We start from the raw sequence: 25234 nt of genomic DNA, 5'->3' as shown, positions 1-25234 counted from the left end.
TCTGAAAACGGATACGTGAATCTGCATTAAAGCTAGTCGCACTCTATGTGAGTGCGTGGATTGAAATTATTTGCGTGTGGGTATCGAATGTATATGTGAAAGTCGCACTCTATGTGAGTGCGTGGATTGAAATTTCAGCACCTTAATTACCTTAGTCTGGCTAAAGGTCGCACTCTATGTGAGTGCGTGGATTGAAATCAAACTCTTTCACCGCATCGGCTGCATAATCCAGGTCGCACTCTATGTGAGTGCGTGGATTGAAATTGCGTTGTGGCTGTTTTCCTGGACGCTGGTACTCGTCGCACTCTATGTGAGTGCGTGGATTGAAATCTAGTTTGGTATTATAATCTAATTAGGCAGAGTTGTCGCACTCTATGTGAGTGCGTGGATTGAAATTTTGTCGCTTGTAATCAATTATAAAGCTCCTGCAGTCGCACTCTATGTGAGTGCGTGGATTGAAATCTAAAATATTTAAGGCAATTGGAATACCTGTTATGTCGCACTCTATGTGAGTGCGTGGATTGAAATACGCTTAGTGTGGCTGGCTTCCATTAAGCAGTAGGTCGCACTCTATGTGAGTGCGTGGATTGAAATTGCGTGCACCTTAATTTCGTTTGCCGTACGCTCTGTCGCACTCTATGTGAGTGCGTGGATTGAAATAGGTACTCAATTAAGTCACACATGTATTTTTCCGCGTCGCACTCTATGTGAGTGCGTGGATTGAAATAAATTTAGTCAATATGGATCCTCCAATATTTTTGTCGCACTCTATGTGAGTGCGTGGATTGAAATCTACACAAACGGGCGGCCCGCAGTAGCGCCTAGAGTCGCACTCTATGTGAGTGCGTGGATTGAAATAGTTAGCTGGTAACTAACACTCTATGAAAAGACGTCGCACTCTATGTGAGTGCGTGGATTGAAATCCCCTTTTTTTAATTGAAAGGCTCGCGCATGTACGTCGCACTCTATGTGAGTGCGTGGATTGAAATGGATAATTGCCTCTATCGCTTGTGCTATATACCTGTCGCACTCTATGTGAGTGCGTGGATTGAAATTATATCATCGAAAGTTTTGTTATATACCCTAACAAGTCGCACTCTATGTGAGTGCGTGGATTGAAATATCATCTAGCATGGCCTTAGTTCCCATTGCCTCGCGGTCGCACTCTATGTGAGTGCGTGGATTGAAATTTTTTCCGCACAAAAAAAAGACCCCGTTTTATCGTCGCACTCTATGTGAGTGCGTGGATTGAAATCCCCATCCAGAGAACAAACCAAATGTCAAGCAATGTCGCACTCTATGTGAGTGCGTGGATTGAAATCCTTTGCAATCTTTTTCGCAATGGATTGCAGGATAGTCGCACTCTATGTGAGTGCGCGGATTGAAATCTCACCATTTGCGCCCCATATTTTCGTGCGTTTGGTCGCACTCTATGTGAGTGCGTGGATTGAAATAAATTCGATTTTAAACGGTTCTGTTTCCGTCACGAGTCGCACTCTATGTGAGTGCGTGGATTGAAATCGCTTTCCGGCGCTGACTGTAGATTAAGACGCTGGTCGCACTCTATGTGAGTGCGTGGATTGAAATTTCGACTGCCATTTTTTCGTCAATGTCTACTCGCCGTCGCACTCTATGTGAGTGCGTGGATTGAAATTACTAATTGCTGTCTGCCCCACGCAGTAATAGCGTCGCACTCTATGTGAGTGCGTGGATTGAAATTGTAATGTTTTGGTCTAGCTTTGCCTGAGTGCCGTCGCACTCTATGTGAGTGCGTGGATTGAAATTAAAAACGGTTTTGTTACGAGTCAACTAGGTCAAGTCGCACTCTATGTGAGTGCGTGGATTAAAATCGAGAAACTGTGGGCTTTAATACAGCAGGGGAAGAGTCGCACACTATGTGAGTGCGTGGATTGAAATCGTGAGTTATCCATCCTGCTCATGTATGACGCTTGTCGCACTCTATACAAACAAATAGACTGCAAGAGGGCCCCCCTTACCTTATAAGAAGAAAAAACATATGGGAAGGTCAATTGTGCATAACTCCATCCGGTTTCCAATGAAAAACTCCTTTCATATAAAGCATGGCATTTTTTGAAAACTTGGCTCCCGGTTTTTCCATCGAACGGGCTTGTCTTGCACAAGCATAAATTTTGCTGTATCTGCTTATAACTCTGCGTCCGATAAAAATCCGTCCTCATTTCCTCTATCCCTATTCTCATATACTGGCAGGAGACAGCTGCAAAGGAGGGGAAAACGGTGGAAGGGATCTTGCAAACCGATGTACTGTTAAAGCTGAGTTTGGCCGCCGCCGCGGGAATCATTATCGGATTGGAGCGGGAGCTGAAGGGGAAACCGCTTGGGTTAAAAACGTGTCTCATCATTTCACTCACTGCTTGTTTGCTGACAGTTGTTTCCCTTGAGTCTTCTTTTCTATATGCGGAAGCATATACCCGTCCGATGGATCCGGGAAGAATTCCATCTTATGTCATAAGCGGAATTGGATTTCTTGGAGCTGGAGTTATCTTAAGACGGAGCAATGAGGTCATATCCGGGTTGACGACGGCAGCTCTTGTATTTGCCTCTGCAGCCATTGGAATAACAATAGGAGCAGGGTTTTATGCAGAAGCTTTGATCAGCGTGGTCTTTATTTTTACGGGAATCCGCATTATTCCATACATTCTGGAGAGGTTTTTGATCAAGCGGCTCGGACATAAAGAATTTAAGGTGAAAATGTATACAGAAAAAGACTCAAATCTAACGGGTATATTGGATGAATTAAGCAGTAAAGGGCTCTGCATTACGCGCGTTCGTTTAAAGGAAGAAAAAGAAATGATTACGATTTACTGTATTGTCACATCCAGAAAAAAAACCGGTGTGACCGAAATATTTTACTGGATTAGAGGGACATCCGGAGTTTTCCTTTTGGATTTAGAGCATATGGATTGATCCGTTCCTGAAAAATAGGAAAAAAACCTGGGTGCCAGGTCTTTTTTATCCTCATGGGTGTATTTTCCTTGTAAAAAAATGTAGAATAAGAGAGTGAGTGAGACTGGAAAAATTTCCAGATAAAATATATCCTCTCAATTCGAAGGGAGATCCTCCACTATGACAGATCCGGCCACAAATACCTCTGAAAACCGCGAGCTGAAGAAAACGAGACAGCTGCGCATTAATATTCTTTTTCTTGCTGTATTTTTTATTTTTGTCCTTGTGATTGTCCGATTAGGCATTGTTCAAATTGTCCGCGGTGAGGAATATGTTAAAGAGGTTTCCAGAACAGAGACCAATATATCCTCCTATCCGGCACCCAGGGGGAAAATGTATGACAGGTATGGAAGAATCGTTGTTGACAATATTGGAGTGCCCGCAATCACGTATACGGTAGATAAAAAAACAAAGCCTGAGGATAAAATTAAAACAGCAAGCGAGCTGATTAAGCTTATCCAGGTGGAGGCAGAGGCGGTTAAAAAAATCAAAGAACAGGAAAGCGGCAGGGATTTGAAAGACTATTGGCTTGCCGCCTATCCTGATAAGGCCAAGGAGCTTCTATCAAAAAGCGATTTGAAAAAAGAAGGGAAAGACCAATACCGGATTCAGTTAGAAAAAGTTCCTAAGAAAGAAATTGAGAAATTGAAGCAGGATAACCGCCAGCTGTCTATGGCTGTTTTATTCAAAAGGTTCTCATCAGGCTATGAATATGAACCGCAGATCATTAAATCCCAGCTGCCTGCGGAGGAAGGGGAGACAGGCCCTGAATTTATCTTAACGAACGAGGAGATGGCCCGCGTTTCAGAGAATTTGGAAAAGCTGCCAGGGGTCAATATCATTACAGACTGGGAAAGGCAATATCCATATAAGAATCTCCTCGGATCCCTTCTCGGAAATGTCACATCGTCAGCTGAAGGAATTCCAAAGCATAAGCTGGACTACTTTCAATCGCGGGGCTACGCACGAAATGACCGCGTCGGTAAAGCTTATATCGAAGAACAGTATGAGCAGTATCTGAATGCGTCAAAGGCTAAAATTGAATATACAACCGATAAAGATGGAAATGTGACAGAAGAGGTGATAAGCACTGGAAGAAGGGGCTATGATCTCCAGCTTACATTTGATATGGAGCTTCAAAAAGAGGTTGAAAAGATTTTAGAGGAAGAGATTTTAAAGGGAAGAAGATCGTCCGGCAACCGTTTAGCCGATTCTGCCTTTGCCGTGGTGATGGATCCGAATACAGGGGATATCCTGTCTATGGCCGGGAAGCAATACCGGCTAAGCGAGAGCAGCAAGCCCTTCGATTTTTCATTCGGAACGTATAAGTCGCAGTATGAGATGGGGTCGGTTATAAAAGGCGCCACGATTCTCACAGCCTATCAGCACGGCCTGCCGATGTATACGACCTACTATGATGCTCCAGTGAAATTTGCGGGCACCGGACCGAAGTCGTCCGCAGGGGACCGGTCACTCGGACCCGTCAATGACATAGAGGCTCTAAAAAAGAGCTCGAACATTTATATGGTTAAGGCTGTGATAGAGCACATATCCGGATTCAGCTATGTAAAAAAGGATATGAAGTTTAAAGGAAGCTATGAGGATTTTGAGACTCTCCGCAACGGGTTTTACCAGTTTGGATTAGGGGTTCCGACAGGAATTGACCTGCCGGGTGAATCAAAAGGGTTTAAGTCAAAACCTTCAAATGAAGGACAGCTCATGGACTTTTCTTTTGGCCAGTTCGATACGTACACACCTCTCCAGCTGGCGCAATATGTATCTGCGATTGCAAACGGAGGCTACCGGGTTCAGCCCCGAGTGGTTAAGTCGATTCATGTCCCAACCAACCAGCCCGAGCTTGGACCGTATCATTTGAGCAAGGAACCGGAAATATTGAACCGCGTCAACAATTCACCAGAAGAAATCCGTCAAATTCAAAAAGGATTTAAGGCTGTCACCCAAACCGGAGGAACAGCTGCCGGGAAATTCCCGGGACTGGATGTAGCCGGAAAAACCGGTACGGCCCAAACAACCTATGTATATCCGAACTCAGATCGGAAAGAAATAACATTCAATATCACATTTGTCGGATATTACCCTTCAAGCGACCCGGAAATAGCTTTCAGTGTCGTCGTACCTTATGCAAAAGAAAACATGAACAAAGATATTTCAGCACGAATCGTCAAAGCCTATGCAGAGCTTCAGAAAAAATACGGCGGAGCGGATGACAAGGAGGAACTGGCGGAGTAAAGAGGGTCCCGTCGCTATAAGCGATGGGGCTTTTTCTAATAACTTAGGTATAGTTAAAGCATTTTTGTTTCATAGTATGAGAAACAGCCATACAAGGAGCGATCCTGCCTTGACACAATTCCCCCTCATTCATACGAATTGCTGGGATGCTATCCTGGCAGTCCCTGCTGTCTTGATTATTACTCAGTTTCTGAAGATTTTCTCTCCTATACCAAGGCCTTATATCCCGTCGCTGGCTACGGTAACCGGGCTTGTCATCTCCATTTTTGTTAGCCACCGGCATGATTTAGCTGCCGGCTTGATTATGGGTTTTTTTTATGGAAGTGCGGCAATCGGCAGCTACGCTTCACTGAAAACTTCATGGAGAGCTTAGCGTGAAGGCCTTGCAACCGCCAAATAAAAAAAGCAGACCTGAGATGGTCTGCTTTTCCCATTATTCACCTGAATCCACGTTATGATAAACCTGCTGAACATCCTCTAAATCCTCTAGGGCATCTATCATTTTTTCAAATTGAGCCAGTGCATCCTCTGGAAGCTCTACATCATTTTGGGCAAGCATGGACAGCTCGGCCACGGTGAATTCGGTAATGCCGGCACCTTTGAAGGCTTCCTGCATGGCATGGAATTGATCGGGATCCGCATAAACTATCACTGAATCTTCTTCTTCGATGATATCACGGGCATCCACATCAGCCTCCATCAATAGCTCCAGAACGTCGTCCGATGACTTTCCTTCCACTCCAATGACAGCTGTTGCATCAAACATGTATGCGACAGAACCGCTGACTCCCATGTTTCCGCCGTTTTTCCCGAACGCTGCGCGCACCTCGGAGGCTGTGCGGTTTACATTGTTTGTGAGAGCATCAACAATCACCATTGAACCGTTAGGACCAAACCCTTCATAACGCAGGGAATCGTAGTTTTCCTCAGATCCGCCTTTTGCTTTTTCAATGGCGCGGTCAATGATATGTTTCGGCACATTGTATGTTTTCGCTCGCTCAAGAACGAACTTCAGAGACTGGTTCAACTCCGGGTCAGGTTCTCCCTGTTTGGCAACCACATAGATTTCACGGCCAAACTTGGCATAAATGCGGCTCGTGTTCTTGTCCTTTGCCGCTTTCTTCTCCTTAATATTGTTCCACTTACGGCCCATATACGTTCACTCTCTTTCGGTAATAAAATCTATAATAGGTTTTTGGTAAGAATAAGGAAGGCAATGGAAGATCCATTGCCTTTTATTATACCGTAATTTGGCGGGTGGTTACGAGTGTTTCTTGTACCGGGATGCCTCAAATAAGCGGATTTGTTCTGGAGATTCTGGAATGCCTTTTGGAACGCGTGTTGCCTTTTCAGTTTCTTCCGATGCAATCATTGTCAGAATCGAAGCAGTGGTCAAAATCTTTTCCAGGGGGTCTTTCCAAGTGTTCCGATTCTACTTTAACCGAAACCATTTTCGGATAGATAGGAAGCAGCATTAGTCGGTATTTGTCGAAAAGTCGATATATCAAAATAATAGCCGATAAAAAATTATTTCGGTCGAAAAAATAAAATAATGACCGATAAAATTCCATTTCGGTCGATTTATGGGAATTTCGGTCGATATCACAAAATTCATGGGTAAATCCGTAGAAGGAAGACCACGTTTTTTGAAGAATACTCCTTAATAAGAAGAAAGGAGCATGAAAATGATCGCTAAACCACGAAAAACCCCTCTCTATATCCTCAAACTGCAGGCTTTGCTCAGAAGGTTACCTCCCAGCCATCCCAAAGTTCCTCAAATTACCGAAGAACTAACTAAAAGGATGGCTGGTTTCAAAGGTGAACTGGCGGCAGACTATCAGCTTTCATTGATCGATCATCCGAATCGGGTGATCCTGACGGATTTAAGGCTGCCGCATGCTTTGACACACTTTCAGATGGATACGCTGATAATATCCCCTAAAGCTGCTGTGATCATTGAAGTGAAAAACATAGCTGGTACAATCTATTTTGATCCAAAGTTCAATCAGCTGATAAGGAGAAAGGACGGTCAGGAAACCGCGTTTGCAGATCCTGTTCTTCAGTCGCGGCGTTTAGAATTCCAGTTCTCTGAATGGCTCAGGAAAAACCACTTCCCCGCTCTTCCCATCCACACACTGATTGTAATAAGCAACCCTCAAACCATTATCGAAACCCCTTCTGCCCATAGTGCTGCGTTAGCTAAGAAAGTCATACACGCACAGATGCTCCCTTTTGAACTAAAATTATTGGAAGCACAATATAAAAAAGTATTCTTGACCGAAAAGGAACTTGAGAAGATGGCAAGGAGCTTAAATAGGGCAAATGAGGAAATAGATGTCCAAATAACAAATAAATACGGAATTCTGCATTCTGAATTAGTAAAAGGAGTTCTCTGTCCTGATTGCAGCGGTCGGTTTGAAAGGTACAAAGGGGGCTGGCTTTGCAGCGGGTGCCAAAAGAAGAATAAATGGGCTCATTTGGAGGCATTGAATGACTATCGGTTATTAATAGGCTCAACAATCACGAACAAGAAAATCAGAGAATATTTAAGCCTTGTAAGTCCATCCTCCGCTACTAAACTCCTCCAATCCCTCAACCTAAAATCCTCCGGTCAAAACAAGGGGCGAGTATATGAACTCGAGCTCCAGGAAAAAAGCACCCCATCATAAGGTGCTTTCTCGAACCATTAAGTCCATCCTCCGCTACTAAACTCCTCCAATCCCTCAACCTAAAATCCTCCGGCCAAAACAAGGGGCGAGTATATGAACTCGAGCTCCAGGAAAAAAGCACCCCATCATAAGGTGCTTTCTCGAACCATTAAGTCCATCTGTTATTCCGTACTTTCCCGTCTTGCCGCCTTCACTCGCCATAAGTTTTCACTAAAGTCATTCTTCATTGCATAAGTTTCAAACAGTACCTGAACAAAGCTGCCTTCGCAACCAGCTTTTACTGTTCATCATTCAAATTATTCCGTCCCCTTTTTCCACTTCTCCTGTTCAATAAGCATTTTGCCCGGCCATGTGTAGGCCATGATGCCGCCATCTGCTGTGATGTCTTCGCCGGTTACGTAGGAGCTGTCGTCGGAGGCGAGGAATAAAGCGACTGTCGCCATTTCCTCGGGACGGCCGAGGCGTCCGAGTGGTGTGATCCACTTGTTGGCTTCCCGGAATTGTTCACCCATGTTTTCCTGTTTGCTTCCCACCAGTTCATCGATTAGCGGTGTTTCGATCGTCCCCGGGGAAAGGGAATTGACTCTGATTCCGTCGCGGGCATAGTCGATTGCCATCGCGCGGGTGAAGTTGGTAATGCCGCCTTTTGCGGCGTTGTAGCCGGAGCGGTCCAGGTCGGCTGCGCGGCCGGACATGGAGGAGGTGTTGATGATGGAACCCCCATGTTCGAGCATGAGCGGGATCAGATACTTGCTTGTGAGAAAAGTCCCGCGCAAGTCAACAGCGATAATTTTGTCAAAGAGGTCGACAGGATATTCATGTACTTTTCCACCCTGCTGGTCCACACCTGCATTGTTAAACAGAATATGTATCACACCGTGCTTTTCTTTTACTTTTTCTGAGAATTCGATCACGTTTTTTTCGCTGGACACATCCAGGTGCCAGGCCTCAGCCTGTCCGCCATTTCCCTTGATCCGTTCAACGGTTTTCTTCATCTGCTCCTCATTGATGTCGGCACAGATCACATGTGCGCCTTCCCGGGCAAAAATTTCAGCTGTTGCCTGGCCGATGCCCGTGGCTGCTCCTGTAATCACTGCCGTTTTATTCTCTAATCTGCCCATTTTATAAAAACCTCCTATATATTGTATCTGACCGTAAGATTCCCTGTATGTGAAGAAGTAAACATAGGGATGGGCTCATTAAACCATACTCTATTAAAATAAGAAAACTCCCAACATTAAAACATTTATCCTTCAGGTTGCCTATTACTTTTGCCTGTTTTACAATAAGCAGTACTCAATTATCCTAATTTTATATCCTTGTATAATATCAGTTAAGATTCGGTCTGATAGTCTCTACCTGGCAGCCGCAAATGCCGGACTACAAGGAAGTATGAATAGAAGAGATGTGCGGTTCAGTCTGGTTTTTTAGCCAAGACCCCGGCATGCGGGCTCTGTTTTCATGCTTTCGGTCCAACTGGCTGAGGGTGAAAATTAGGGCTTTTTTTGTTGGGTAATGACATCCGGGAGTTGAGAGCATGTATTTTTTGATTAATATGTTGGGGATTTTTCTTGTCATTGGGCTGATTTTTGCTTTGTCTCCGAACAGGAAACAGATTAAGTGGAAGCCCATTGGCGTTTTGCTGGCTGCAGAACTGCTGATTACGTGGTTTATGCTCGGTACAAAAACAGGAGGACAGGCGATCCAAACCTTCGCATCGTTCTTTAATTGGCTCATCGAGTGCGCAAACGAAGGAATATCCTTCGTTTTTCCGTCGGTTATGGCCAATGAACAGGTGGACTTCTTTTTCAGTGCGCTGCTGCCGATTATTGTGATCGTTACTTTTTTTGATATTTTATCCTATTTTGGCATTTTAACTTGGATTATTGATAAAGTAGGCTGGGTCATTTCCAAGCTGTCCCGTCTCCCTAAGCTGGAAAGCTTTTTCTCCATTCAAATGATGTTTCTCGGTAATACAGAGGCACTGGCCGTGATCCGCCAGCAGCTGGTGGTGCTGAAGGATAACCGGCTGCTGACCTTTGGAATCATGAGTATGAGCAGCATCAGCGGTTCGATTATAGGAGCTTATCTGACCATGGTTCCTGCGGAGTATGTGTTCAGTGCGATTCCGCTAAACTGCCTGAATGCCTTGCTTCTTGCAAGCATGCTGAATCCTGTTGAAGTGCCGAAGGAGGATGACATTGTATACGTCCCTCCGAAGAGTGAAAAGAAGGACTTCTTTTCTACTATTTCCAACAGCATGATGGTTGGAATGAACATGGTTATCGTCATCCTTGCGATGGTGATCGGCTATGTCGCCTTAACAGCCATCCTTAATGGAATTCTTGGGTTTTTCGTTGATGGCTTGACCATACAGAAAATATTCTCGATCCTATTCAGTCCGTTTGCCTTCTTACTTGGCCTATCCGGCGAGGATACGATGTATGTTGCACAGCTGATGGGGATTAAAATGGCAACGAACGAATTTGTTGCGATGCTTGATTTGAAAAATAACCTTGATACGCTAAGCCCTCACACAGTTGCGGTGGCCACTACGTTCCTTACGTCATTTGCAAACTTCAGCACCGTAGGCATGATCTATGGTACATTCAATTCAGTTCTCGGTGAAGAAAAGTCTTCGATGATCGGGAAAAATGTCTGGAAGCTCCTAGTGAGCGGAATGGCTGTTTCTTTGCTCAGTGCGATGGTTGTCGGTCTGTTTGTCTGGTAATTAGCGGACAGACAGAGTGGTCAAGGCCCCGTTCCACCCGTAAAGCTTCGATAAAAGTGCTCAGAGCTCTGAGCACTTTTTCCTGTTGGGGAAGAGTCCATTTCATGCAAGCTCTTTAAGATAAAGCTGCCCTGACCATAATGACAGCTCGTTTATCATGCGTCATGGTGCGAATTTATTCAGGAGGATGTAATCCTATAAACCTGACTTTAGAGGCATCCTTTAGCCGGCAGTGATCCGGCGCTCCCCATGTCCCGCTGCTTGCAGCCCGGAGTGTCACGCAATCCCCATGCTTTAACAAAGCCTAAAAAACAAACCGCTGCATGAACATTCCGTAATAAGGCTACATTAAGAGCATCCAAAAAGCATTTCACCTTTCTGCCTGTCTGTAAGGCCGCATATACTGAGAGGGTGAGGGGGAATCACATGAGCAATTGGACCATGAAGCAGACTTGGAGCAATTTGCTGTTTGTACACTGGCCCGTGAGCGCTGAATGGCTGCAAGCCCTGCTCCCGGACCCATTGAAGGCAGATACATATGAAGGAAGCGCCTGGATTGGCCTTGTTCCCTTTAAAATGGAGAAAATCCGATTCAGAGGCTTGCCGGAGGTTCCTCTCCTTTCCAGTCTGCTGGAACTGAATGTTCGTACATATGTCACCTATAACGGAAAGCCCGGGATTTATTTTTTCAGCCTTGATGCCAGTCATCCCATAGGCGTATGGATTGCCAGAACTTTTTTTCATCTGCCCTATTTTCATTCTCAGATGAAGGCGGAATTTCAGCCAAATGAGATCAGCTTTTCCTCCAGGAGGATTCATAAGGGAGAGCCGCCTGCACAGTTAAGACTAACCTATCGGCCAGGACCGGTTAAGACTCAGCCTGAACCCCTGGACCTCTGGCTCACGGAGAGATATTGCCTTTATACAGTGAAAAACAGGAAAATATACCGCGGGGACTTGAAGCATGCTCCTTGGAGCCTGCAGAACGGAACATGTGAAATCTTATCCGATACAATGACATGGGATTTTGGGAGAAGCGAACAGAAAACCCTGCATATTCTATATTCAAAAGCTGTGGAGACGGAGTTTTTTCCGTTTGTTAAATTGTGTTAACATGTAAAGGAAAGACTTAAAGCAGCACCTTTCACAAGAATGTTCGGAATTTTACACCTGGTTTTCTTACGGTAAACATAGTAAGATGAAGAGGCTATACACTCAGATATTGAGGAGGAAGATATGTCTAAACAAAAGCAGCTCATGCTTAAAAAGAACATGGCCCCATTTGAAAAATCAAGTGTGAAATCAAGCGTACGACAGCTATTCAATACATTTCCGCCCTTTTTTCTCCTTTGGTTTGCAGCCTATCAGTCTCTTGCGGTTTCCTATTGGCTGACATTAGCCCTGTCCATTCTAGCTGCAGGTTTTGTGATTCGGATCTTTATTATTTTCCATGATTGCTGCCATCAGTCTTTCATGAAAACCCGAAAAGGAAATGACATTCTTGGAATTATCAGCGGTGTTTTAACCCTGTTCCCATATGAGAAATGGAAAAGAGCCCATTCCATCCACCATGCGACCAGCAGTAATCTGAATAAGCGGGGTACCGGCGATATTTGGGTTCTGACAGTCGATGAATATGTAGCCTCTTCATTTTGGAGGAAAGCGGGCTACCAGCTTTACCGCAACCCGCTCGTTATGTTCGGACTCGGTCCATTTTACCTTTTTCTTGTTTCCAATAGGTTTAACCGTAAAGGGGCAAGAAAAAAAGAACGCCTGAATACGTATTTAATTAACTTTTTGATTGCCGGATCTTATGGACTGATGTGCTGGTGGATTGGATGGCAGGCTTTCCTGCTTATTCAGCTTCCGATTGTATTTGTATCCGGAGCACTTGGTATTTGGCTTTTTTATGTACAGCATCAATTTGAAGATTCGTATTATGAGAATGAGGAAGAATGGGATTATGTAAAGGCTGCAGTAGACGGCAGCTCTTACTACAAGCTTCCGAAGGTTCTGCAGTGGGTAACAGGGAACATTGGATTTCACCATGTTCACCATTTAAGTCCGAAGGTTCCAAACTATAACCTGGAAAAGGCGCATCAATCCACGCCGCCGCTTCACAAGGCGACAACGATTACGCTCGCATCCAGTTTGAAATCCCTGCGGTTCCATTTATGGGATCAAAAAAACAAAACGTTCGTACGTTTTAAGGATATTAAGCATCTCCTTCGCAAACCAAAAACGGAAATGTAACATGTCCAGGCCTGCAGCGTTTAAGCTGCAGGCTTTTTGTATGCTGTTCTGCTGCATATTTTTCCCGGCCTGTGGAAAGATAGGGGTAATTGAGGTGAGACGGATGCATAACTCCGGAAGCGGATTTTCAGGACAAAAGCGCTTACTTTCTTCTGGAAAAGCAGAGGAAACAGTCCAGTATGTAAAGGATGCCTTTTTTCAGGCAGATGATTTGAAAATGAAGCAGCTTATTTTTAACGGGAAGCCTGCTTATATCATGTACATAGATTCGATTGCAGACCGGGATCAGATCCAGACCAATGTCCTGAAGCCTTTATTGAAAACTCCGGAGGGGAAAATTGAAGACCTGGCCGCTGTCACCATTTTGAAAAAGACTTATGAGCTTGAACAAGCGGTTCAAGCCATGTTGGAGGGGGATTGTCTTTTTTTTACAGACGGGAGAAAAGAACTATGCTTGCTAAATGTCTACAAAAAAGATATGGAAAGCGGGCAGGAGCCGAATAATGAAAAAATAATCCGCGGCTCCCATCAAAGCTTCTCTGAAAACGTGATGAAGAACATTCATTTTATCCGGGAACGGATAAAAAGCCCGGCTCTCACCGTTAAATTCCATTCTGTAGGGAGAACTAGCCGTTCAAAGCTAGCGTTCGTTTACGTGGGAAAAATTGCAAATCCTGCCCTTATGGAAGAAATAGAGCGAAGGCTGAGCTATCTGCAGGTGGATTCAGTGCAGTCTCCAGGCTATTTTGAAGAGTTTATAGAAGACTGCCCGTTTTCACCTTTTCCGCAAATTTTGAATACAGAAAGACCGGACCGGGCGGCAGCGAACTTAATGGATGGCCGGATAGCGGTTTTGATGGAAGGCAGTCCAACCGTTCTCATTCTCCCGGCCACTTTTTTCTCTTTTTTCCAATCATCAGAGGATTATAATATGCGGACGGTGCTCGGTTCTTTTTTCAGGCTGATCCGCGTCATCTCTTTCATTATTGCACTGATTCTTCCGGCATTCTACATAGCCCTCGTTTCCTTTAATTATGAAGTCATTCCGGTAGAGATTGTCTTCTCGATTAAAAACTCTTTGGAATTTGTGCCGTTTCAGCCTGTGCTGGAAGCGATGATTATGCAACTCACACTTGAACTTTTGAGGGAAGCGGCCATCCGGCTTCCGAATGCCATTTCACAAACGATTGGTGTAGTGGGTGGTTTGGTCATTGGGACTGCGGTCGTGGATGCCCATCTAGTATCAAACACGATGATTATTGTTGTCGCTATAACGGCCATCTCTTCCTTTGTTATTCCTTCCAATGAAATGAGCAATACCATCCGGATATTGGGGTTTCCGATCATGCTGATGTCCGCGTTATTCGGTTTTTTCGGAATTGTCATCTCCATGATGCTCATCTTGGTTCACCTCGTAAAGCTTCAGCCGTTTGGCAGCCCGTATTTATATCCGCTTGCCCCGTTTAACACAAAGTTCTTTAAGGATACGGTTCTGCGTTTCCCTGTATGGATGATGAATGAACGCCCTGAGGATGCGAAGCCCGTTTATCTTTGGAAGGAATCAAGATCCAGAGGGTGGAAACGAAATGAATAACCGAGTGACGGTGTTTCAGCTTTACTTTTTTATTATCCAGACTCAAATTGGAGTAGGCATTCTTGGCCTGCCTTTTGAGGTGCAAATGGAAGCTAAAGGGAATGCATGGATTTCAATTCTCCTTTCAGGGGTACTTATTCAGCTGATCCTTACATTGTACTGGCTATTGGCAAAGCGCTATCCGAATCAGAATCTATATGAGTACTCGCCGCAGCTTCTTGGAAGGTTTTTTGGCGGAGCAACAAATCTTTTGTATGGTGTTTATGGGATTGCCGTGATGGCTGTCATCCTCATTTTTGCGGTAGGTGTCATCAAGGATTGGGTGCTTGACGAAACGCCTAGATGGATTATTCTCGCGATGATTTGTCTAGTTGGAGTGTATCTTGGCAAGGAGAAGCCGGATGTGATTGCAAAATTTCACGTCATCGTTTCAGGGCTGATCCTTCTGCTTCTTGTCATCACCATCATCGCCCTCTTCAACTATCCGCTGGAAATAAGGTATTTGTTTCCCATTACTCAAACCGGAGTGAAGGAAATACTAAACGGAGTGACTAAAGTGTATTTTTCCATGATTGGCTTCGAGCTGCTTTTGATCATTTATCCTTATATGAAGGCAAGGACATCGCTTTCGATTTTAAAGTCAGCGTCGCTTGCAAACGTGACGGTCACATCTGTTTATGCCTATTTAACTGTCGTATGTCAAATTGTTTTCAGCCCTAGAGAAATGGAGATTATTCCACAGCCAATCCTCTATCTGGTGAAGGCGCTATATATTCATGTAGTAGAGAGGTTCGATTTGCTTTTTGTCTCTATTTGGGTTGTAAATGTTGCAACCTCTTATATAAGTTATTTGTTTCTCACGCTTGAAGGAATGAAGGCTGTTTTTAAAAAGGCCAAAAGATCCTTTCTTGCTTATCTAATTTGTGCAAGTACGTTTTTATTCGCTCTTTTAATAACGAAAGAGGAGCATGCTAATTTTTTGAATGACCTTTTATTGAAAGCAACTGTTTTTTTTCTATTGTTTGTTCCGTTCCTGCTTCTGGGCCTTTCATTGATTATTTCCAAAATGAACAGAAAAAGGAGTACGTAGATGCGAAAATTCACAATAACAGCCTTAGCTGCCCTGCAGCTGTTTTTAGCAGGATGCTGGGATCAGAGGCTTCTGAAAGAAAGCCGCCTTGTATTTGGGACTGGAATCGATCTTATGGATAACGAAAAGCTTTATGTTTCCGCTGTGATTAGAGACTTTATGAGCGGTGCGCCGACCAATACAATCGTTCACACGGAAGCGGATACATTAAGAGAATCAAGGATGAAAATGGACCGTAAAGTATCAGGCAGATTTGACCCATCGAAAAACAGGATATTTCTGCTCGGAGAAAATTTGGCCAAAAGTGATTTGTATTCCTATTTGGATGTTTTATACAGGGATTCGAATAGTTCTGTTTCTTCAAAAGTAGCCATTGTCAAAGGGAAAGCCAGCGAAATTATGAATATGACAAAGGTGCAGAACGTTCTGATATCGGAGTATTTAATCGAATTAATAGAGAGTGATGAGAAATCGACAAGCATTCCCGCACACAGCCTTCAGACAATTTGCACGGTGATGTTTGATGAAGGAAAGGATTTTGGTCTGCCGCTTCTGAAAAAACAGCTTGATGAAATCGTAGTGGATGGGATGGCTCTTTTTCATAAACGATCATTAGCCGGGTACTTAAATGTTAATGAATCCACCCTGCTCCTCCTGCTAATGGGGGAAAAGTCAAAATCAGCAGGCTATGTGAGCAAAGTGAGCGATGAGGAGAAACCTGAAAAAAATAATTTTATAACCTACTCCTTCTTAAAGGTTAAATCGAAAATGAACATAGCTGAAGCGGCTCCTGAGAGGATTAAAGCAAACCTTACGATGAGGGCTACGATAAACGTAAAAGAATACCCCCAGGATTCTTTAACGGATAAGAAAGTATTAAAGGAGCTGAATAAGAAAATTTCAGAGCAGCTGACCGCAGATGCCAAAGCCGTTATTCAAAAAATCCAAGAAGCAAACAGCGATATGTTTGGGATTGGAAGGGAATTAATGGCACACCATCCGGATACGTGGAAGAAGATGGACTGGGAACAGGATTATCAGAACGTCGAAATCATACCTAAGGTTGAGGTGGAAATCACGGAGCACGGGATCATTAATTAATAGAAAATGATCGAGAGAATGTGCATGCTCTGACTGATAAAGAATGGCAGAAAGAGCCGAACGCCGAACAAAAAAGGACCCGCCCGCGGGCAAGTCCTTTTTATTTTACAACTCGATATCCTCTGGTCCTTCAATGACTCTGCCTGCCGTTGATTCAAGGTTTGCGATTGGATCGCTTTCCTTCAGGTCTTTGAATTGAAGTCCGGTTAAAGATTCTATTTTTGAAAGGGGCACCTGATAGGTTTTGTAATCGCCGTATGCGAATTCAAGATCCCCGATTAAATTTTTCTGCGATTGAAGGTAGGCGGTGGCAGAAATAGACTCATCTTCTTTTACCATAACCGCAACCTTCCAGAATTCAGCCGGTATTTTCGTGTCGCGATAGACGAGGTCATCGTCTCTAAAGACAGGACCTGTAAAAATGGTCGCTTTAAATTGATGGTTTTCAGCATTTTCGAGAATATAGTTTTCTAAATCAAGCCACGTTTTTTGATTCAGGTTTTTATGCTGCGGAGAGCAGTTTGTAAAATGGAACGTATCCTCGTTCGCCTTTTTGGCATCTTTGCCCCACACCGGGTCTCTTCTCCGGACTAAATGGCCGCGGTCCAAATCGTTCCGCCTGTATAACTCTTCTCCCGTTTGATGGTTTTCATCAATTCTCGGATCAAAATACCAGGAGTCTTTCCCGCGCTTGACTTCTTTAATCTGTTCTCCATCAATGTTGACAACGGTGTAAAACGCGATTTTTCTTGATTTGCTCATGACAATGGAGAAATGGGTATAGTTTAAAACGTTTCCTCCTGATTTGACAGGAGCTGCATCCTTTTCAATGTTCTCTCCAAGTTCTGGTAAAGAAACGGTGTGCTTGCTGCCAAGAAATTCCGGATCATATCCGCTGCTGTTTTCATACTCGGAAGGCTTTAATTTTTCCACTTTCATTGGTTTTTCTTCTTCGATTTCAATCTCCTGGTCATTCAATAAGGCAGCAAGCTGTTCTCTTTTTTGCCCTCTCAGTACGGTCTTCTGTTCAGATAGAAAACGGACAATGCTGCTGATCCGAATGCCTTCGTTCGCTGTGTATTTTTCAGGATCTTCAGGATCGGGGACGCCTGCATGATGGAGAGCGACGATCACCCACTCATCATTGAAAACCGGTGAACCGGATGATCCTTCATTCGTGTCCGTAGAATAATGAATGTAATCATCAAATACATCTGAAATTTGGTTATCCCTGATTGCCAGTGCTTTCGGGGCTCCTGATGGATGCTGAATGATGGAAACATACTCACCAACGAGCGCTTTTCCTGATTTGGCATGAAGCGGAATGTGTCCAAAGTCGCTCAGCGGTGACCCGTCAGCAGATGTCTCTTCAACCGCGACAAGCGTGATATCCAGTTTTTCGTCTGTTATAAAAAGCTGTTCAGGTGTTATCTGGAAACTCTTAATCTGCTTTTCTTTTAAATGTATATCCAGCTCATAATTAAATTGTGCCAAGCTGTTTAAAGCGGTGTCTTCATCAGTAAGAACATGATGATTCGTCATTAAAAGGTTGGGGGAAATGAGAAATCCTGTACCGTGTCCAAGAACTCTGCCGATTCGGTCTCTAATCTCAATTCTGCATACAGATTTTGATGCTTGAATTCCGGCTTCAAGGTAGGAAATAGGAAACAGGTTGTTTTCTCCGACAATTCGTTCGATGGCGAGACCATCCCGCGGACTGAGAATCGCTTGCCGATATGCGGCTCTTTCCGGTGTGTCCACTTCAAGGGGATTTTTTGTCTCGAGCTTCTTTGACAGCTTTTTGCGCTCTTCTGAACGGTCTTCGTACCGCTTACGGGCCTCTTGATCCTGTTTAGCTGCAAGTTCCTGGTTCCACTGTTTCTGAGACTCTTTCAAACGAATGGTCATGGTTCCCTCCTGTAAGTTTGTTCTAATCCCTTCCATATACGGGGGACTCTACCATTATAAAAGAGACTTTCATGAAGCTCAAATCCTGGCTTATGTAAAAGCGGGTATGCTAACTTAGAAGAAGATACATGTGTGCCGCAAGCCCCATTCTGTTTCGCCGCAAATGGTGCTGATGGCGCAGCATCTGTTCTATCATAAAGGAGAGATTTGCATGATTAAGCTAACCGATCAAGCAAGACAGCAGTTCACTCAGACGCCTGCCGGAACCGTATTCTCCATTCCCTTTGACCCAGGCAGCTGTGACATTGTTAACAATGTGTACGAGATAAAAGGGGTTCAGGATCGGGAGTTGGAGGAACGGGAACAGAAAGTGACAGCAGACGGAATTACATTTATCGTAGATAAAGATTTTGGCGAGAGCTTTGACAATGATTTGACGATTGATTTTGCCAGCAATCACTTTGTGCTGAGAAACAGGAACCAAATCTTTAACAGCCGGGTCAGGCTTACTGTGGAAGAGCAGAAGGGGAGCTGAACAAGGGCTTGAAGGGTAGGGCCAGGCTTGTGCTGCCTGACTTTCTCAGCCTGCCGCATAAAAAAAGTGCTCAAATTTGAGCACTTTTTTTGTAAAATGGGAATATTTGAGCAGCTTGGCGGCTGCACCAGCCGCGACATATTACTTCCGGTTCTTTGTAACGTATTGAACAATCTTCCGAAGCTCAGTGACTGCCGGACGTCCGAATGGGCTCGTTTGTCTTTGCTGATAAAGGACCTTTCCATCCTCGTCAATGAGAAAATAAGCAGGCTCTCCATGAGCACCGTGGTCTTCGTAAGGAGCATCCTCTCCGTGATAGAAAACATCATAGCTTTTTAAGGCTTCCAATTGCTCATCTGCTAAAATCGGGAAGGTTAAGCTGTTATCCTCAGCCATCTTCTTCAAATCTTCTTTTTTATCAGTCGAGATCGTGATCAGGTGAACATTTTTATCCTGAAAATAAGCATTGCTTTCCTGAAGGCTGTTCAGGTCACTCACACAAACCGGGCACCACGCGCCTCTGAAAAAAATAACCAGGTGCAGGCTCTTATGCTCGCTTAGATGGGAATCAAAAGAAAATTCCTCTCCAGTTACTGCTGGCAGTGTAAAATTCGGTGCCTTTTCTCCTAATTGAAAAGCTGGCATACTAAATTCCTCCTATCCATTTATGATTTCGTGTTTACTATACCCCATTCCTGACAAATTCAACAGATTTCTGCTCATCCCAGACACATTTGACAAAACTTGAATCGTATCATAATTTGAAATCAACAGCATATCAATTGGTAAAATGAAGGGGGAGTCTGAACGATTTGTGATTCTGGAAACGTTGAAAGAACTAGAATGAGAGGGTTTTAATAATTGGTGCAGAGCAGCTGGAAGATGATCCGCGAAATGGCGAGGCTTCTGACAGGCCCTATCTTTTTTTCATTAATCTTTATAAAGCTAAATTAAGATGCTAGTTTCTGCCGCCTGTCACCCGGAAGCATTTAAAATCTGCTATAAAGACCTGTTTGATGCTATTCTGAGATGGAAACCGGATGAAGAAGAAATTAGAGCGTGAAAAATGATGGAGGAGAGTTTGTGCGGAATACTTGTAAAAAGGAGCTGGAGAAATGAAGCAAAGGGACCTGTATCGGGAATTTTTCCTCCACACGGATATTTGGATCATGGCTGCTATTTTTGCGGCGCTTGGAGGCTTGATTATTTCGCTTGGGACAGCTTGGCATAGTATTCTGTTTTTCGCAGGCGGTCTTATTCTTTTTGTTTTTAGTGAATACTTGACCCACCGGTTTCTGTTCCATTTAAAGCCGCCGGAGAACCGTTATTTACTTCAGTTTTTAAAGCGCTTACATTACGATCATCATAAACATCCAAACGATTTAAAGCTTTTATTTCTGCCTGTATGGTACAGCATTCCCAATTTCCTTGTCCTGGCAGGGATTTGTTATTTGATAACCAGAGATACAGCCGGTACGGCTGCCTTTGGAATGGGTTTGATCCTCATGTTGCTGGCATATGAATGGAAGCATTATGTCGCACACCGCCCGATCAGGCCCCGCTCAGCATTTGGGAAATGGATGAAAAAGACCCACCAGCTCCATCACTTTAAAAATGAAAACTACTGGTACGGCGTTTCCAATCCGATTGGAGATATCCTGTTCGGAACTTTGAAGGATGAAAAGAAGGTAGAAATGAGCCAAACGGCGAAGGATTTGGAAAAGAGAGGCTGATCATGTTGAAACGAATTGCGATTGTTACCGGCGCTTCCCGTCTAAATGGAATCGGAGCCGCTATAGCCAGAGAGCTTGCAGAAGCAGGGTGTGATCTCTTCATCACATCCTGGACACCCTTTGACCGGGATGTGTATCAAAACTCAAGGGAAGGGGAGCCCCTGCTGCTGCTCAAGGAACTGCAAGCCAGGGGAATTCGCGCCGAATGGATGGAAGCGGATCTATCGGATCCCGCCATTCCTGAACGAATTATTGAGAAAGTCAGCGGAAATTTTGGAGCAGCACCGGATATTCTCGTCAATAATGCGGCTTACAGCGTAAATAAAGATATTTTTGAATTGACTTCAGGAGACATGGATCTGCACTACAAAGTGAATGTAAGGGGAACCGTTCTGATGTGTACGGCATTTGCGAAAAGGTTTTCCAGGGAGTATGGAGGGCGGATCATCAACATGACTTCCGGGCAATCACTTGGCCCCATGCCGGGAGAAATTCCCTATGTTGCCAGCAAAGGCGCCATAGATGCGCTAACGATTTCTCTTTCAGCAGAACTTGCCCCTATAGGCATCACAGTAAATGCTGTTAATCCCGGTCCGACCGACAGCGGATGGATGAACCGGGAAACCAAAGAGCACCTTGAACCCATGTTTCCCTTCGGACGCATCGGCCAGCCAGCCGACGCCGCCCGCCTTATACGCTTTCTCGCAAGCGAAGAAGCCGAATGGATCACTGGACAAGTCATCCACTCTGAAGGGGGATTTCGGAGGCAGCCGGTTTAAACTGGCATGGCATGAGATGAACTGTCTTTATTGCACATCCCAATTTAATCTATAGGCAGAACCGGCCGGAAAAAGCGCGGTACCTGACACTTTGTATGGAAAAAAATTAAGGGAGCGTGTTAAGTTCCCCTGTAATCAAGCCGTAACGAGAGAGGATATTTCCAAATGCCTTCCATTCCTTCTATTCTTGCTGATACTGAACTCTCCTGCAGCGTTAAGATCTGCTATGCCGCTGAAACCGGAAGCCGGATATGGGGCTATGCATCAGAGCTAAGTGACTATGATGTACGTTTCATTTATATTCATTCTCCCGATTGGTATCTTTCAATTGATCAGGGCAGGGATGTAATTGAGCTTTCGGCCAGCGGCCCGCTGGATATGAGCGGCTGGGAGCTTACGAAGGCGATGAGGCTTTTCAGGAAATCGAATCCTTCCCTATTAGAATGGCTTTATTCGGAGACGGTCTATGTCAATCGGTATTCTCTTGCTGATCGCCTAAGAATGCTAAATGATTCTTATTTTGAGCCAAAGCCTGCGCTTTTTCATTTCCTGACCATTCTGAATTCTAACAAGAAGAGGCTCGCTGGAAATGAAATCCCTGTAAAAGCGTACCTTAATCTTCTCCGGGCGATGGCTTCAGCCAGCTGGGTGGCAAAGCGAGGGACGTTCCCTCCATCCGGTGAACAAGTATTTACGAACACACATCAAATCCTAAAGGACGAATTTTCGCGGGCCGGCGCTGAAAAGCTTTCACACAATCTATCCATCTCTCTCAGCAGGGAAGTGCAGGAGTTTATTCACCTTGAGTACGAAAATCTACGTGAAAGGGCGGAGTCTTTCAACAAAAAAGGAGAAGATCCCACACCGGAACTTAATCTATTATTCAGGAATGTTCTCCATAAAGCGTGGAAGTAAAGCAGTTTTCAACAAGAGAACTGTTTTTTTTTTGCACTTTTTTAAAAATAGTGTGATCCATTAGGAAACGGCTCCCGTTTACTAGGTGTAAAACAAAAAACAAAGGAGTGAACAGTACATGAACATGAAGAAAATTTTGATCATGATGATGGCTTTGCTGCTTTTTATCCCGACTATGGCAATGGCCGCGGGGGAAAAGTCTCAGCCGACAGTATCAACTCCGGCAGCGGATCTTAGATCCACACTTGACCAGCTGCTATCCGAACACTATGTATTGGCTGTTATGTCTATGACCAAGAAGTTTGATGGAGCAGAAGATGCAGAACAAGTACAAGCTGCACTTAACCAAAACGCTAAGGATATGACACCGGCTATCGAGTCTGTTTATGGCAAAGAGGGAGCGGCTCAGTTCGAAGAAATCTTCCTTGCACATAACAGCTATACGGATTCTCTTGTAGAAGCTGCGAAAAGCGGTGATGAAAATGCACGTAAAGAAGCTGAAGCAGAAGTACAGGAGTTTGTAGACGAACTTTCAGCATTCCTTGGAACAGCAACAGAGGGAAACCTTCCTGAAGCAGCAGCGAAAGAAGCTCTTCGCGCACATGAAGATGATGTAATGAAAACATTTGATCTTTATACTGAGGGCAAGTATGAAGAAGCATACACAGCAATGCGTGAAGGATATGCCCGTATGTTTACAATCAGTAAAGCGCTATCAACAGCAATCGTGGCTCAAATGCCTGAAAAATTCGAAAACACGAAAGCTGACACACCAGCAGCAGAGCTTCGATCCAACCTGAATATGCTTGCTTCTGAGCACTTTGCTTTAGCAGCGATCAGCATGCAAAAAGGATTCGATGGTGCGGAAGACTATGATTTCGCAACATGGGCAGAAGATATGCATACAGCAGATTTCAAAGCTGCAATCGTATCAATCTACGGTGAAGAAGGCGGAGCACAATTCGAAAAGGTTTGGCAGTCTGAGCACATCACAGCACAAGCTGACCTTGCTGCAGCTGCAGCACAGGGCGATGAAGAAGGAATAAAAGCTGCTAAAGAATCACTAGGCATGTTCTCTGAAGACTTTGGTGCATTCCTAGGAGCAGCAACGGAAGAAAATCTTCCAACTGCTGATGCACAGGCAGCTGTTAAAGGCCATGAAGATACAGTAATCAGCACTTTTGACAGCTATGCAGCTAAAGATTACGATGCAGCATACACTTCATTCCGCGAAGGCTATGCTTACATGTACGGTGTAGGTGAAGCTCTTGGAGGAGCAATCGTTAAGCAAATGCCGGATAAATTTATGGCAGAAAATATGCCGTCTGATATGCCTAAAACAGGTATGGGCGGAGCAGCTGATAATCAATCCCTAAACATCATGCTTGCAGCACTTGCCGGAATCGCAGCACTTACTGGAGCGATTGTATTCCGCAAAAAAGCAATGAATAAGTAATACAGCAGAATTGAGAAAAAGAAGAGAATTCCCTTCTCTTCTTTTTCCTGTAAATCTATCCCTTTGAAGCGGAGGTGCTTTCATGAAATGGTTCCTGTCAATTGTATATATAGGACTGTTCACTCTATTCATTTATAGTGCTGCTGACTATTTTTCTCTGAATAACCGGCAGCCTGCTACTACAGCTAATGGAATCGAAAGACAGCCGGAAGAGAAAAAGGAAGAGAAGCCTGGAATTATCAGGACAGATCTTCCTCTAAATAAAGAGTTTCCGAGAATCAAAGACCAGATTGAATCCATGAACGGTTTAACCTCTGACTTTAAAGGCATAGAACCTGCTAAAGTAGAAATACCATCCATTGAGGTTTCGGCTGATATGGAGCATGTTGGAACCCTTCCGAGCGGTCAGATGGATGTCCCGAAGGATGACCGCAATGCAGCCTGGTACAATCCGGGAACAAAACCTGGAGACAAGGGAAATGCTGTTCTGGCCGGTCACGTGGATAACAAAACCGGACCAGCTGTCTTCTTCGATCTCAAAAAGCTGGAAAAAGGCGACGAAATTATCGTCAAGGATGATAAAGGGAAAGAGATTGTTTTTGTTGTTAAAAATAAAGCAAGCTACGGACGGACGGACGCTCCGCTGAATGAAATTTTCGGAAGCTCCGATAAACGGAATCTGAATCTGATTACATGCACAGGAACATTCGACAGGGAGAACGGAACACATGAAGAGCGGCTCGTAGTCTACACAGAGCTTAGAGAAGATTTTGTCAAACAGATTGAAACTAAAGCTGAGAAGCCGGCCGCGCCTACCCAGGCAGAAGTGAACGGGAACTTTGTTTCCTGGCATGCTGTCAGGGATGAAAAAATCATCGGCTACCGGATTTACCGGAAAAATAAAGACGGGATCCCCGAACAAGTGGGCAGTGTTTCTTCACTGGACCGGAAAAATTACAATGATCCTGATGCAGGAAATTCCTCATACTCTGTAACCTCTGTTGATTTATACGGCCAGGAATCCCAGTTTGCCAAATGGACTGAAAAAAAATAATTCTTCCACCCGTTTCGTGAGCGCGAAGCGGGTTTTTAATTGGGGTTAATGTGAGCATAACGCTTATAAAACAGATGTCTCTTTGATATGATTTACATAAAGTCAATAGGATCTTAGTTCCTCATTTCTCATAATTTCACATACTTCTCTCATTCTCTTGCCAGATTCTTTTTCTATAATA

At 44.3% G+C, this 25234-nt stretch carries 20 protein-coding genes, 1 CRISPR repeat array and 1 riboswitch (1 of these 22 running past the window's edge); of the genes, 16 read left to right on the top strand and 4 right to left on the bottom strand.

All coding sequences use genetic code 11. The features are described 5' to 3' along the window. Nucleotides 1-1917: direct repeats of the CRISPR family, unit length 32 nt; unit sequence GTCGCACTCTATGTGAGTGCGTGGATTGAAAT (it extends 1418 nt beyond the left edge of the window). A gap of 339 nt (nucleotides 1918-2256) precedes the next feature. From ACQCV8_RS01485 to ACQCV8_RS01475, 3 genes are all read left to right on the top strand, one after another. Beyond that, the gene (locus ACQCV8_RS01485; RefSeq protein ID WP_426842770.1) at nucleotides 2257-2946 is read left to right on the top strand and encodes an MgtC/SapB family protein; all 690 of its coding nucleotides are present in this window, start codon (nucleotides 2257-2259) and stop codon (nucleotides 2944-2946) included. Between the two features lie 159 nt (nucleotides 2947-3105). After that, nucleotides 3106-5235 carry a peptidoglycan D,D-transpeptidase FtsI family protein gene (locus ACQCV8_RS01480; protein ID WP_426842769.1) on the top strand — a complete coding sequence of 710 codons (2130 nt, stop codon included), beginning with the start codon at nucleotides 3106-3108 and terminating at the stop codon, nucleotides 5233-5235. A gap of 109 nt (nucleotides 5236-5344) precedes the next feature. After that, nucleotides 5345-5608 carry a hypothetical protein gene (locus ACQCV8_RS01475; RefSeq protein WP_426842768.1) on the top strand — a complete coding sequence of 88 codons (264 nt, stop codon included), beginning with the start codon at nucleotides 5345-5347 and terminating at the stop codon, nucleotides 5606-5608. 60 nt (nucleotides 5609-5668) lie between these two features. Here the strand turns inward: ACQCV8_RS01475 and ACQCV8_RS01470 are convergent, their stop codons facing one another. Further along, nucleotides 5669-6388 (bottom strand): YebC/PmpR family DNA-binding transcriptional regulator, encoded by a 720-nt coding sequence (locus ACQCV8_RS01470; RefSeq protein WP_426842767.1) that lies wholly within the window; start codon nucleotides 6386-6388, stop codon nucleotides 5669-5671. A gap of 532 nt (nucleotides 6389-6920) precedes the next feature. Between ACQCV8_RS01470 and ACQCV8_RS01465 the strand changes: the two genes are divergently transcribed. Then, a complete protein-coding gene (locus ACQCV8_RS01465; protein ID WP_426842766.1) occupies nucleotides 6921-7904 on the top strand; it encodes a nuclease-related domain-containing protein in 984 nt (327 codons plus the stop codon). A gap of 296 nt (nucleotides 7905-8200) precedes the next feature. Here ACQCV8_RS01465 and ACQCV8_RS01460 read toward each other — a convergent pair whose 3' ends face one another. After that, complete coding sequence (locus ACQCV8_RS01460; RefSeq protein ID WP_426842765.1) at nucleotides 8201-9025, bottom strand: SDR family oxidoreductase; 825 nt, start codon at nucleotides 9023-9025, stop codon at nucleotides 8201-8203. 178 nt (nucleotides 9026-9203) lie between these two features. Further along, nucleotides 9204-9307: riboswitch (purine riboswitch) on the top strand. Between the two features lie 134 nt (nucleotides 9308-9441). Between ACQCV8_RS01460 and ACQCV8_RS01455 the strand changes: the two genes are divergently transcribed. The 6 genes from ACQCV8_RS01455 to ACQCV8_RS01430 all read left to right on the top strand — a co-directional run bounded on the left by ACQCV8_RS01455 (nucleotide 9442) and on the right by ACQCV8_RS01430 (nucleotide 16673). Beyond that, on the top strand, nucleotides 9442-10635 hold the full coding sequence (locus ACQCV8_RS01455; protein ID WP_426842764.1) for a nucleoside transporter C-terminal domain-containing protein: 1194 nt from the start codon (nucleotides 9442-9444) through the stop codon (nucleotides 10633-10635). Nucleotides 10636-11061: 426 nt separating this feature from the next. Continuing rightward, complete coding sequence (locus ACQCV8_RS01450) at nucleotides 11062-11748, top strand: YqjF family protein (RefSeq protein WP_426842763.1); 687 nt, start codon at nucleotides 11062-11064, stop codon at nucleotides 11746-11748. A gap of 123 nt (nucleotides 11749-11871) precedes the next feature. After that, complete coding sequence (locus tag ACQCV8_RS01445; protein ID WP_426842762.1) at nucleotides 11872-12888, top strand: fatty acid desaturase; 1017 nt, start codon at nucleotides 11872-11874, stop codon at nucleotides 12886-12888. 103 nt (nucleotides 12889-12991) lie between these two features. Continuing rightward, nucleotides 12992-14482, top strand: coding sequence for a spore germination protein (locus ACQCV8_RS01440; RefSeq protein WP_426843343.1), 1491 nt, complete (start codon nucleotides 12992-12994; stop codon nucleotides 14480-14482). Further along, on the top strand, nucleotides 14475-15572 hold the full coding sequence (locus ACQCV8_RS01435) for a GerAB/ArcD/ProY family transporter (protein ID WP_426842761.1): 1098 nt from the start codon (nucleotides 14475-14477) through the stop codon (nucleotides 15570-15572). The genes ACQCV8_RS01440 and ACQCV8_RS01435 overlap by 8 nt, the downstream gene beginning before the upstream one ends. Further along, on the top strand, nucleotides 15573-16673 hold the full coding sequence (locus ACQCV8_RS01430; RefSeq protein ID WP_426842760.1) for a Ger(x)C family spore germination protein: 1101 nt from the start codon (nucleotides 15573-15575) through the stop codon (nucleotides 16671-16673). A 105-nt stretch (nucleotides 16674-16778) separates the two neighbouring features. On the opposite strand, the gene ACQCV8_RS01425 is transcribed toward ACQCV8_RS01430, so the two are convergent. Further along, nucleotides 16779-18581 carry a DNA/RNA non-specific endonuclease gene (locus tag ACQCV8_RS01425; protein WP_426842759.1) on the bottom strand — a complete coding sequence of 601 codons (1803 nt, stop codon included), beginning with the start codon at nucleotides 18579-18581 and terminating at the stop codon, nucleotides 16779-16781. A gap of 211 nt (nucleotides 18582-18792) precedes the next feature. Between ACQCV8_RS01425 and ACQCV8_RS01420 the strand changes: the two genes are divergently transcribed. Then, on the top strand, nucleotides 18793-19116 hold the full coding sequence (locus ACQCV8_RS01420) for an iron-sulfur cluster biosynthesis family protein (protein ID WP_426842758.1): 324 nt from the start codon (nucleotides 18793-18795) through the stop codon (nucleotides 19114-19116). Nucleotides 19117-19257: 141 nt separating this feature from the next. On the opposite strand, the gene ACQCV8_RS01415 is transcribed toward ACQCV8_RS01420, so the two are convergent. After that, nucleotides 19258-19761 (bottom strand): peroxiredoxin family protein, encoded by a 504-nt coding sequence (locus ACQCV8_RS01415; protein WP_426842757.1) that lies wholly within the window; start codon nucleotides 19759-19761, stop codon nucleotides 19258-19260. Between the two features lie 470 nt (nucleotides 19762-20231). On the opposite strand from ACQCV8_RS01415, the gene ACQCV8_RS01410 reads away from it, so the two are divergent. The 5 genes from ACQCV8_RS01410 (at nucleotide 20232) to ACQCV8_RS01390 (ending at nucleotide 25053) form a co-directional block, all read left to right on the top strand. Next, on the top strand, nucleotides 20232-20849 hold the full coding sequence (locus ACQCV8_RS01410) for a sterol desaturase family protein (RefSeq protein ID WP_426842756.1): 618 nt from the start codon (nucleotides 20232-20234) through the stop codon (nucleotides 20847-20849). Between the two features lie 2 nt (nucleotides 20850-20851). Beyond that, nucleotides 20852-21628: an SDR family oxidoreductase gene (locus ACQCV8_RS01405; RefSeq protein WP_426842755.1), complete on the top strand. Its 777-nt coding sequence runs from the start codon at nucleotides 20852-20854 to the stop codon at nucleotides 21626-21628. Between the two features lie 165 nt (nucleotides 21629-21793). Next, the gene (locus ACQCV8_RS01400) at nucleotides 21794-22543 is read left to right on the top strand and encodes a DNA polymerase beta superfamily protein (RefSeq protein ID WP_426842754.1); all 750 of its coding nucleotides are present in this window, start codon (nucleotides 21794-21796) and stop codon (nucleotides 22541-22543) included. A gap of 118 nt (nucleotides 22544-22661) precedes the next feature. Beyond that, the gene (locus tag ACQCV8_RS01395) at nucleotides 22662-23999 is read left to right on the top strand and encodes a copper amine oxidase (RefSeq protein ID WP_426842753.1); all 1338 of its coding nucleotides are present in this window, start codon (nucleotides 22662-22664) and stop codon (nucleotides 23997-23999) included. 82 nt (nucleotides 24000-24081) lie between these two features. Next, nucleotides 24082-25053 carry a sortase domain-containing protein gene (locus ACQCV8_RS01390; RefSeq protein WP_426842752.1) on the top strand — a complete coding sequence of 324 codons (972 nt, stop codon included), beginning with the start codon at nucleotides 24082-24084 and terminating at the stop codon, nucleotides 25051-25053. The last annotated feature ends 181 nt before the right edge of the window (nucleotides 25054-25234 follow it).

The organism is Metabacillus sp. 84 (assembly GCF_050107715.1).
GTDB lineage: Bacteria > Bacillota > Bacilli > Bacillales > Bacillaceae > Metabacillus_B.
This window is presented reverse-complemented; position numbering and strand designations above follow the sequence as displayed.

Coding starts and splice junctions, on each gene's coding strand:
- ACQCV8_RS01480 (WP_426842769.1), top strand. CDS start 3,106: ATGACAGATCCGGCCACAAATACCTCTGAAAACCGCGAGCTGAAGAAA.
- ACQCV8_RS01470 (WP_426842767.1), bottom strand. CDS start 6,388: ATGGGCCGTAAGTGGAACAATATTAAGGAGAAGAAAGCGGCAAAGGAC.
- ACQCV8_RS01465 (WP_426842766.1), top strand. CDS start 6,921: ATGATCGCTAAACCACGAAAAACCCCTCTCTATATCCTCAAACTGCAG.
- ACQCV8_RS01460 (WP_426842765.1), bottom strand. CDS start 9,025: ATGGGCAGATTAGAGAATAAAACGGCAGTGATTACAGGAGCAGCCACG.
- ACQCV8_RS01455 (WP_426842764.1), top strand. CDS start 9,442: ATGTATTTTTTGATTAATATGTTGGGGATTTTTCTTGTCATTGGGCTG.
- ACQCV8_RS01450 (WP_426842763.1), top strand. CDS start 11,062: ATGAGCAATTGGACCATGAAGCAGACTTGGAGCAATTTGCTGTTTGTA.
- ACQCV8_RS01445 (WP_426842762.1), top strand. CDS start 11,872: ATGTCTAAACAAAAGCAGCTCATGCTTAAAAAGAACATGGCCCCATTT.
- ACQCV8_RS01440 (WP_426843343.1), top strand. CDS start 12,992: ATGCATAACTCCGGAAGCGGATTTTCAGGACAAAAGCGCTTACTTTCT.
- ACQCV8_RS01435 (WP_426842761.1), top strand. CDS start 14,475: ATGAATAACCGAGTGACGGTGTTTCAGCTTTACTTTTTTATTATCCAG.
- ACQCV8_RS01430 (WP_426842760.1), top strand. CDS start 15,573: ATGCGAAAATTCACAATAACAGCCTTAGCTGCCCTGCAGCTGTTTTTA.
- ACQCV8_RS01425 (WP_426842759.1), bottom strand. CDS start 18,581: ATGACCATTCGTTTGAAAGAGTCTCAGAAACAGTGGAACCAGGAACTT.
- ACQCV8_RS01420 (WP_426842758.1), top strand. CDS start 18,793: ATGATTAAGCTAACCGATCAAGCAAGACAGCAGTTCACTCAGACGCCT.
- ACQCV8_RS01415 (WP_426842757.1), bottom strand. CDS start 19,761: ATGCCAGCTTTTCAATTAGGAGAAAAGGCACCGAATTTTACACTGCCA.
- ACQCV8_RS01410 (WP_426842756.1), top strand. CDS start 20,232: ATGAAGCAAAGGGACCTGTATCGGGAATTTTTCCTCCACACGGATATT.
- ACQCV8_RS01405 (WP_426842755.1), top strand. CDS start 20,852: ATGTTGAAACGAATTGCGATTGTTACCGGCGCTTCCCGTCTAAATGGA.
- ACQCV8_RS01400 (WP_426842754.1), top strand. CDS start 21,794: ATGCCTTCCATTCCTTCTATTCTTGCTGATACTGAACTCTCCTGCAGC.
- ACQCV8_RS01395 (WP_426842753.1), top strand. CDS start 22,662: ATGAACATGAAGAAAATTTTGATCATGATGATGGCTTTGCTGCTTTTT.
- ACQCV8_RS01390 (WP_426842752.1), top strand. CDS start 24,082: ATGAAATGGTTCCTGTCAATTGTATATATAGGACTGTTCACTCTATTC.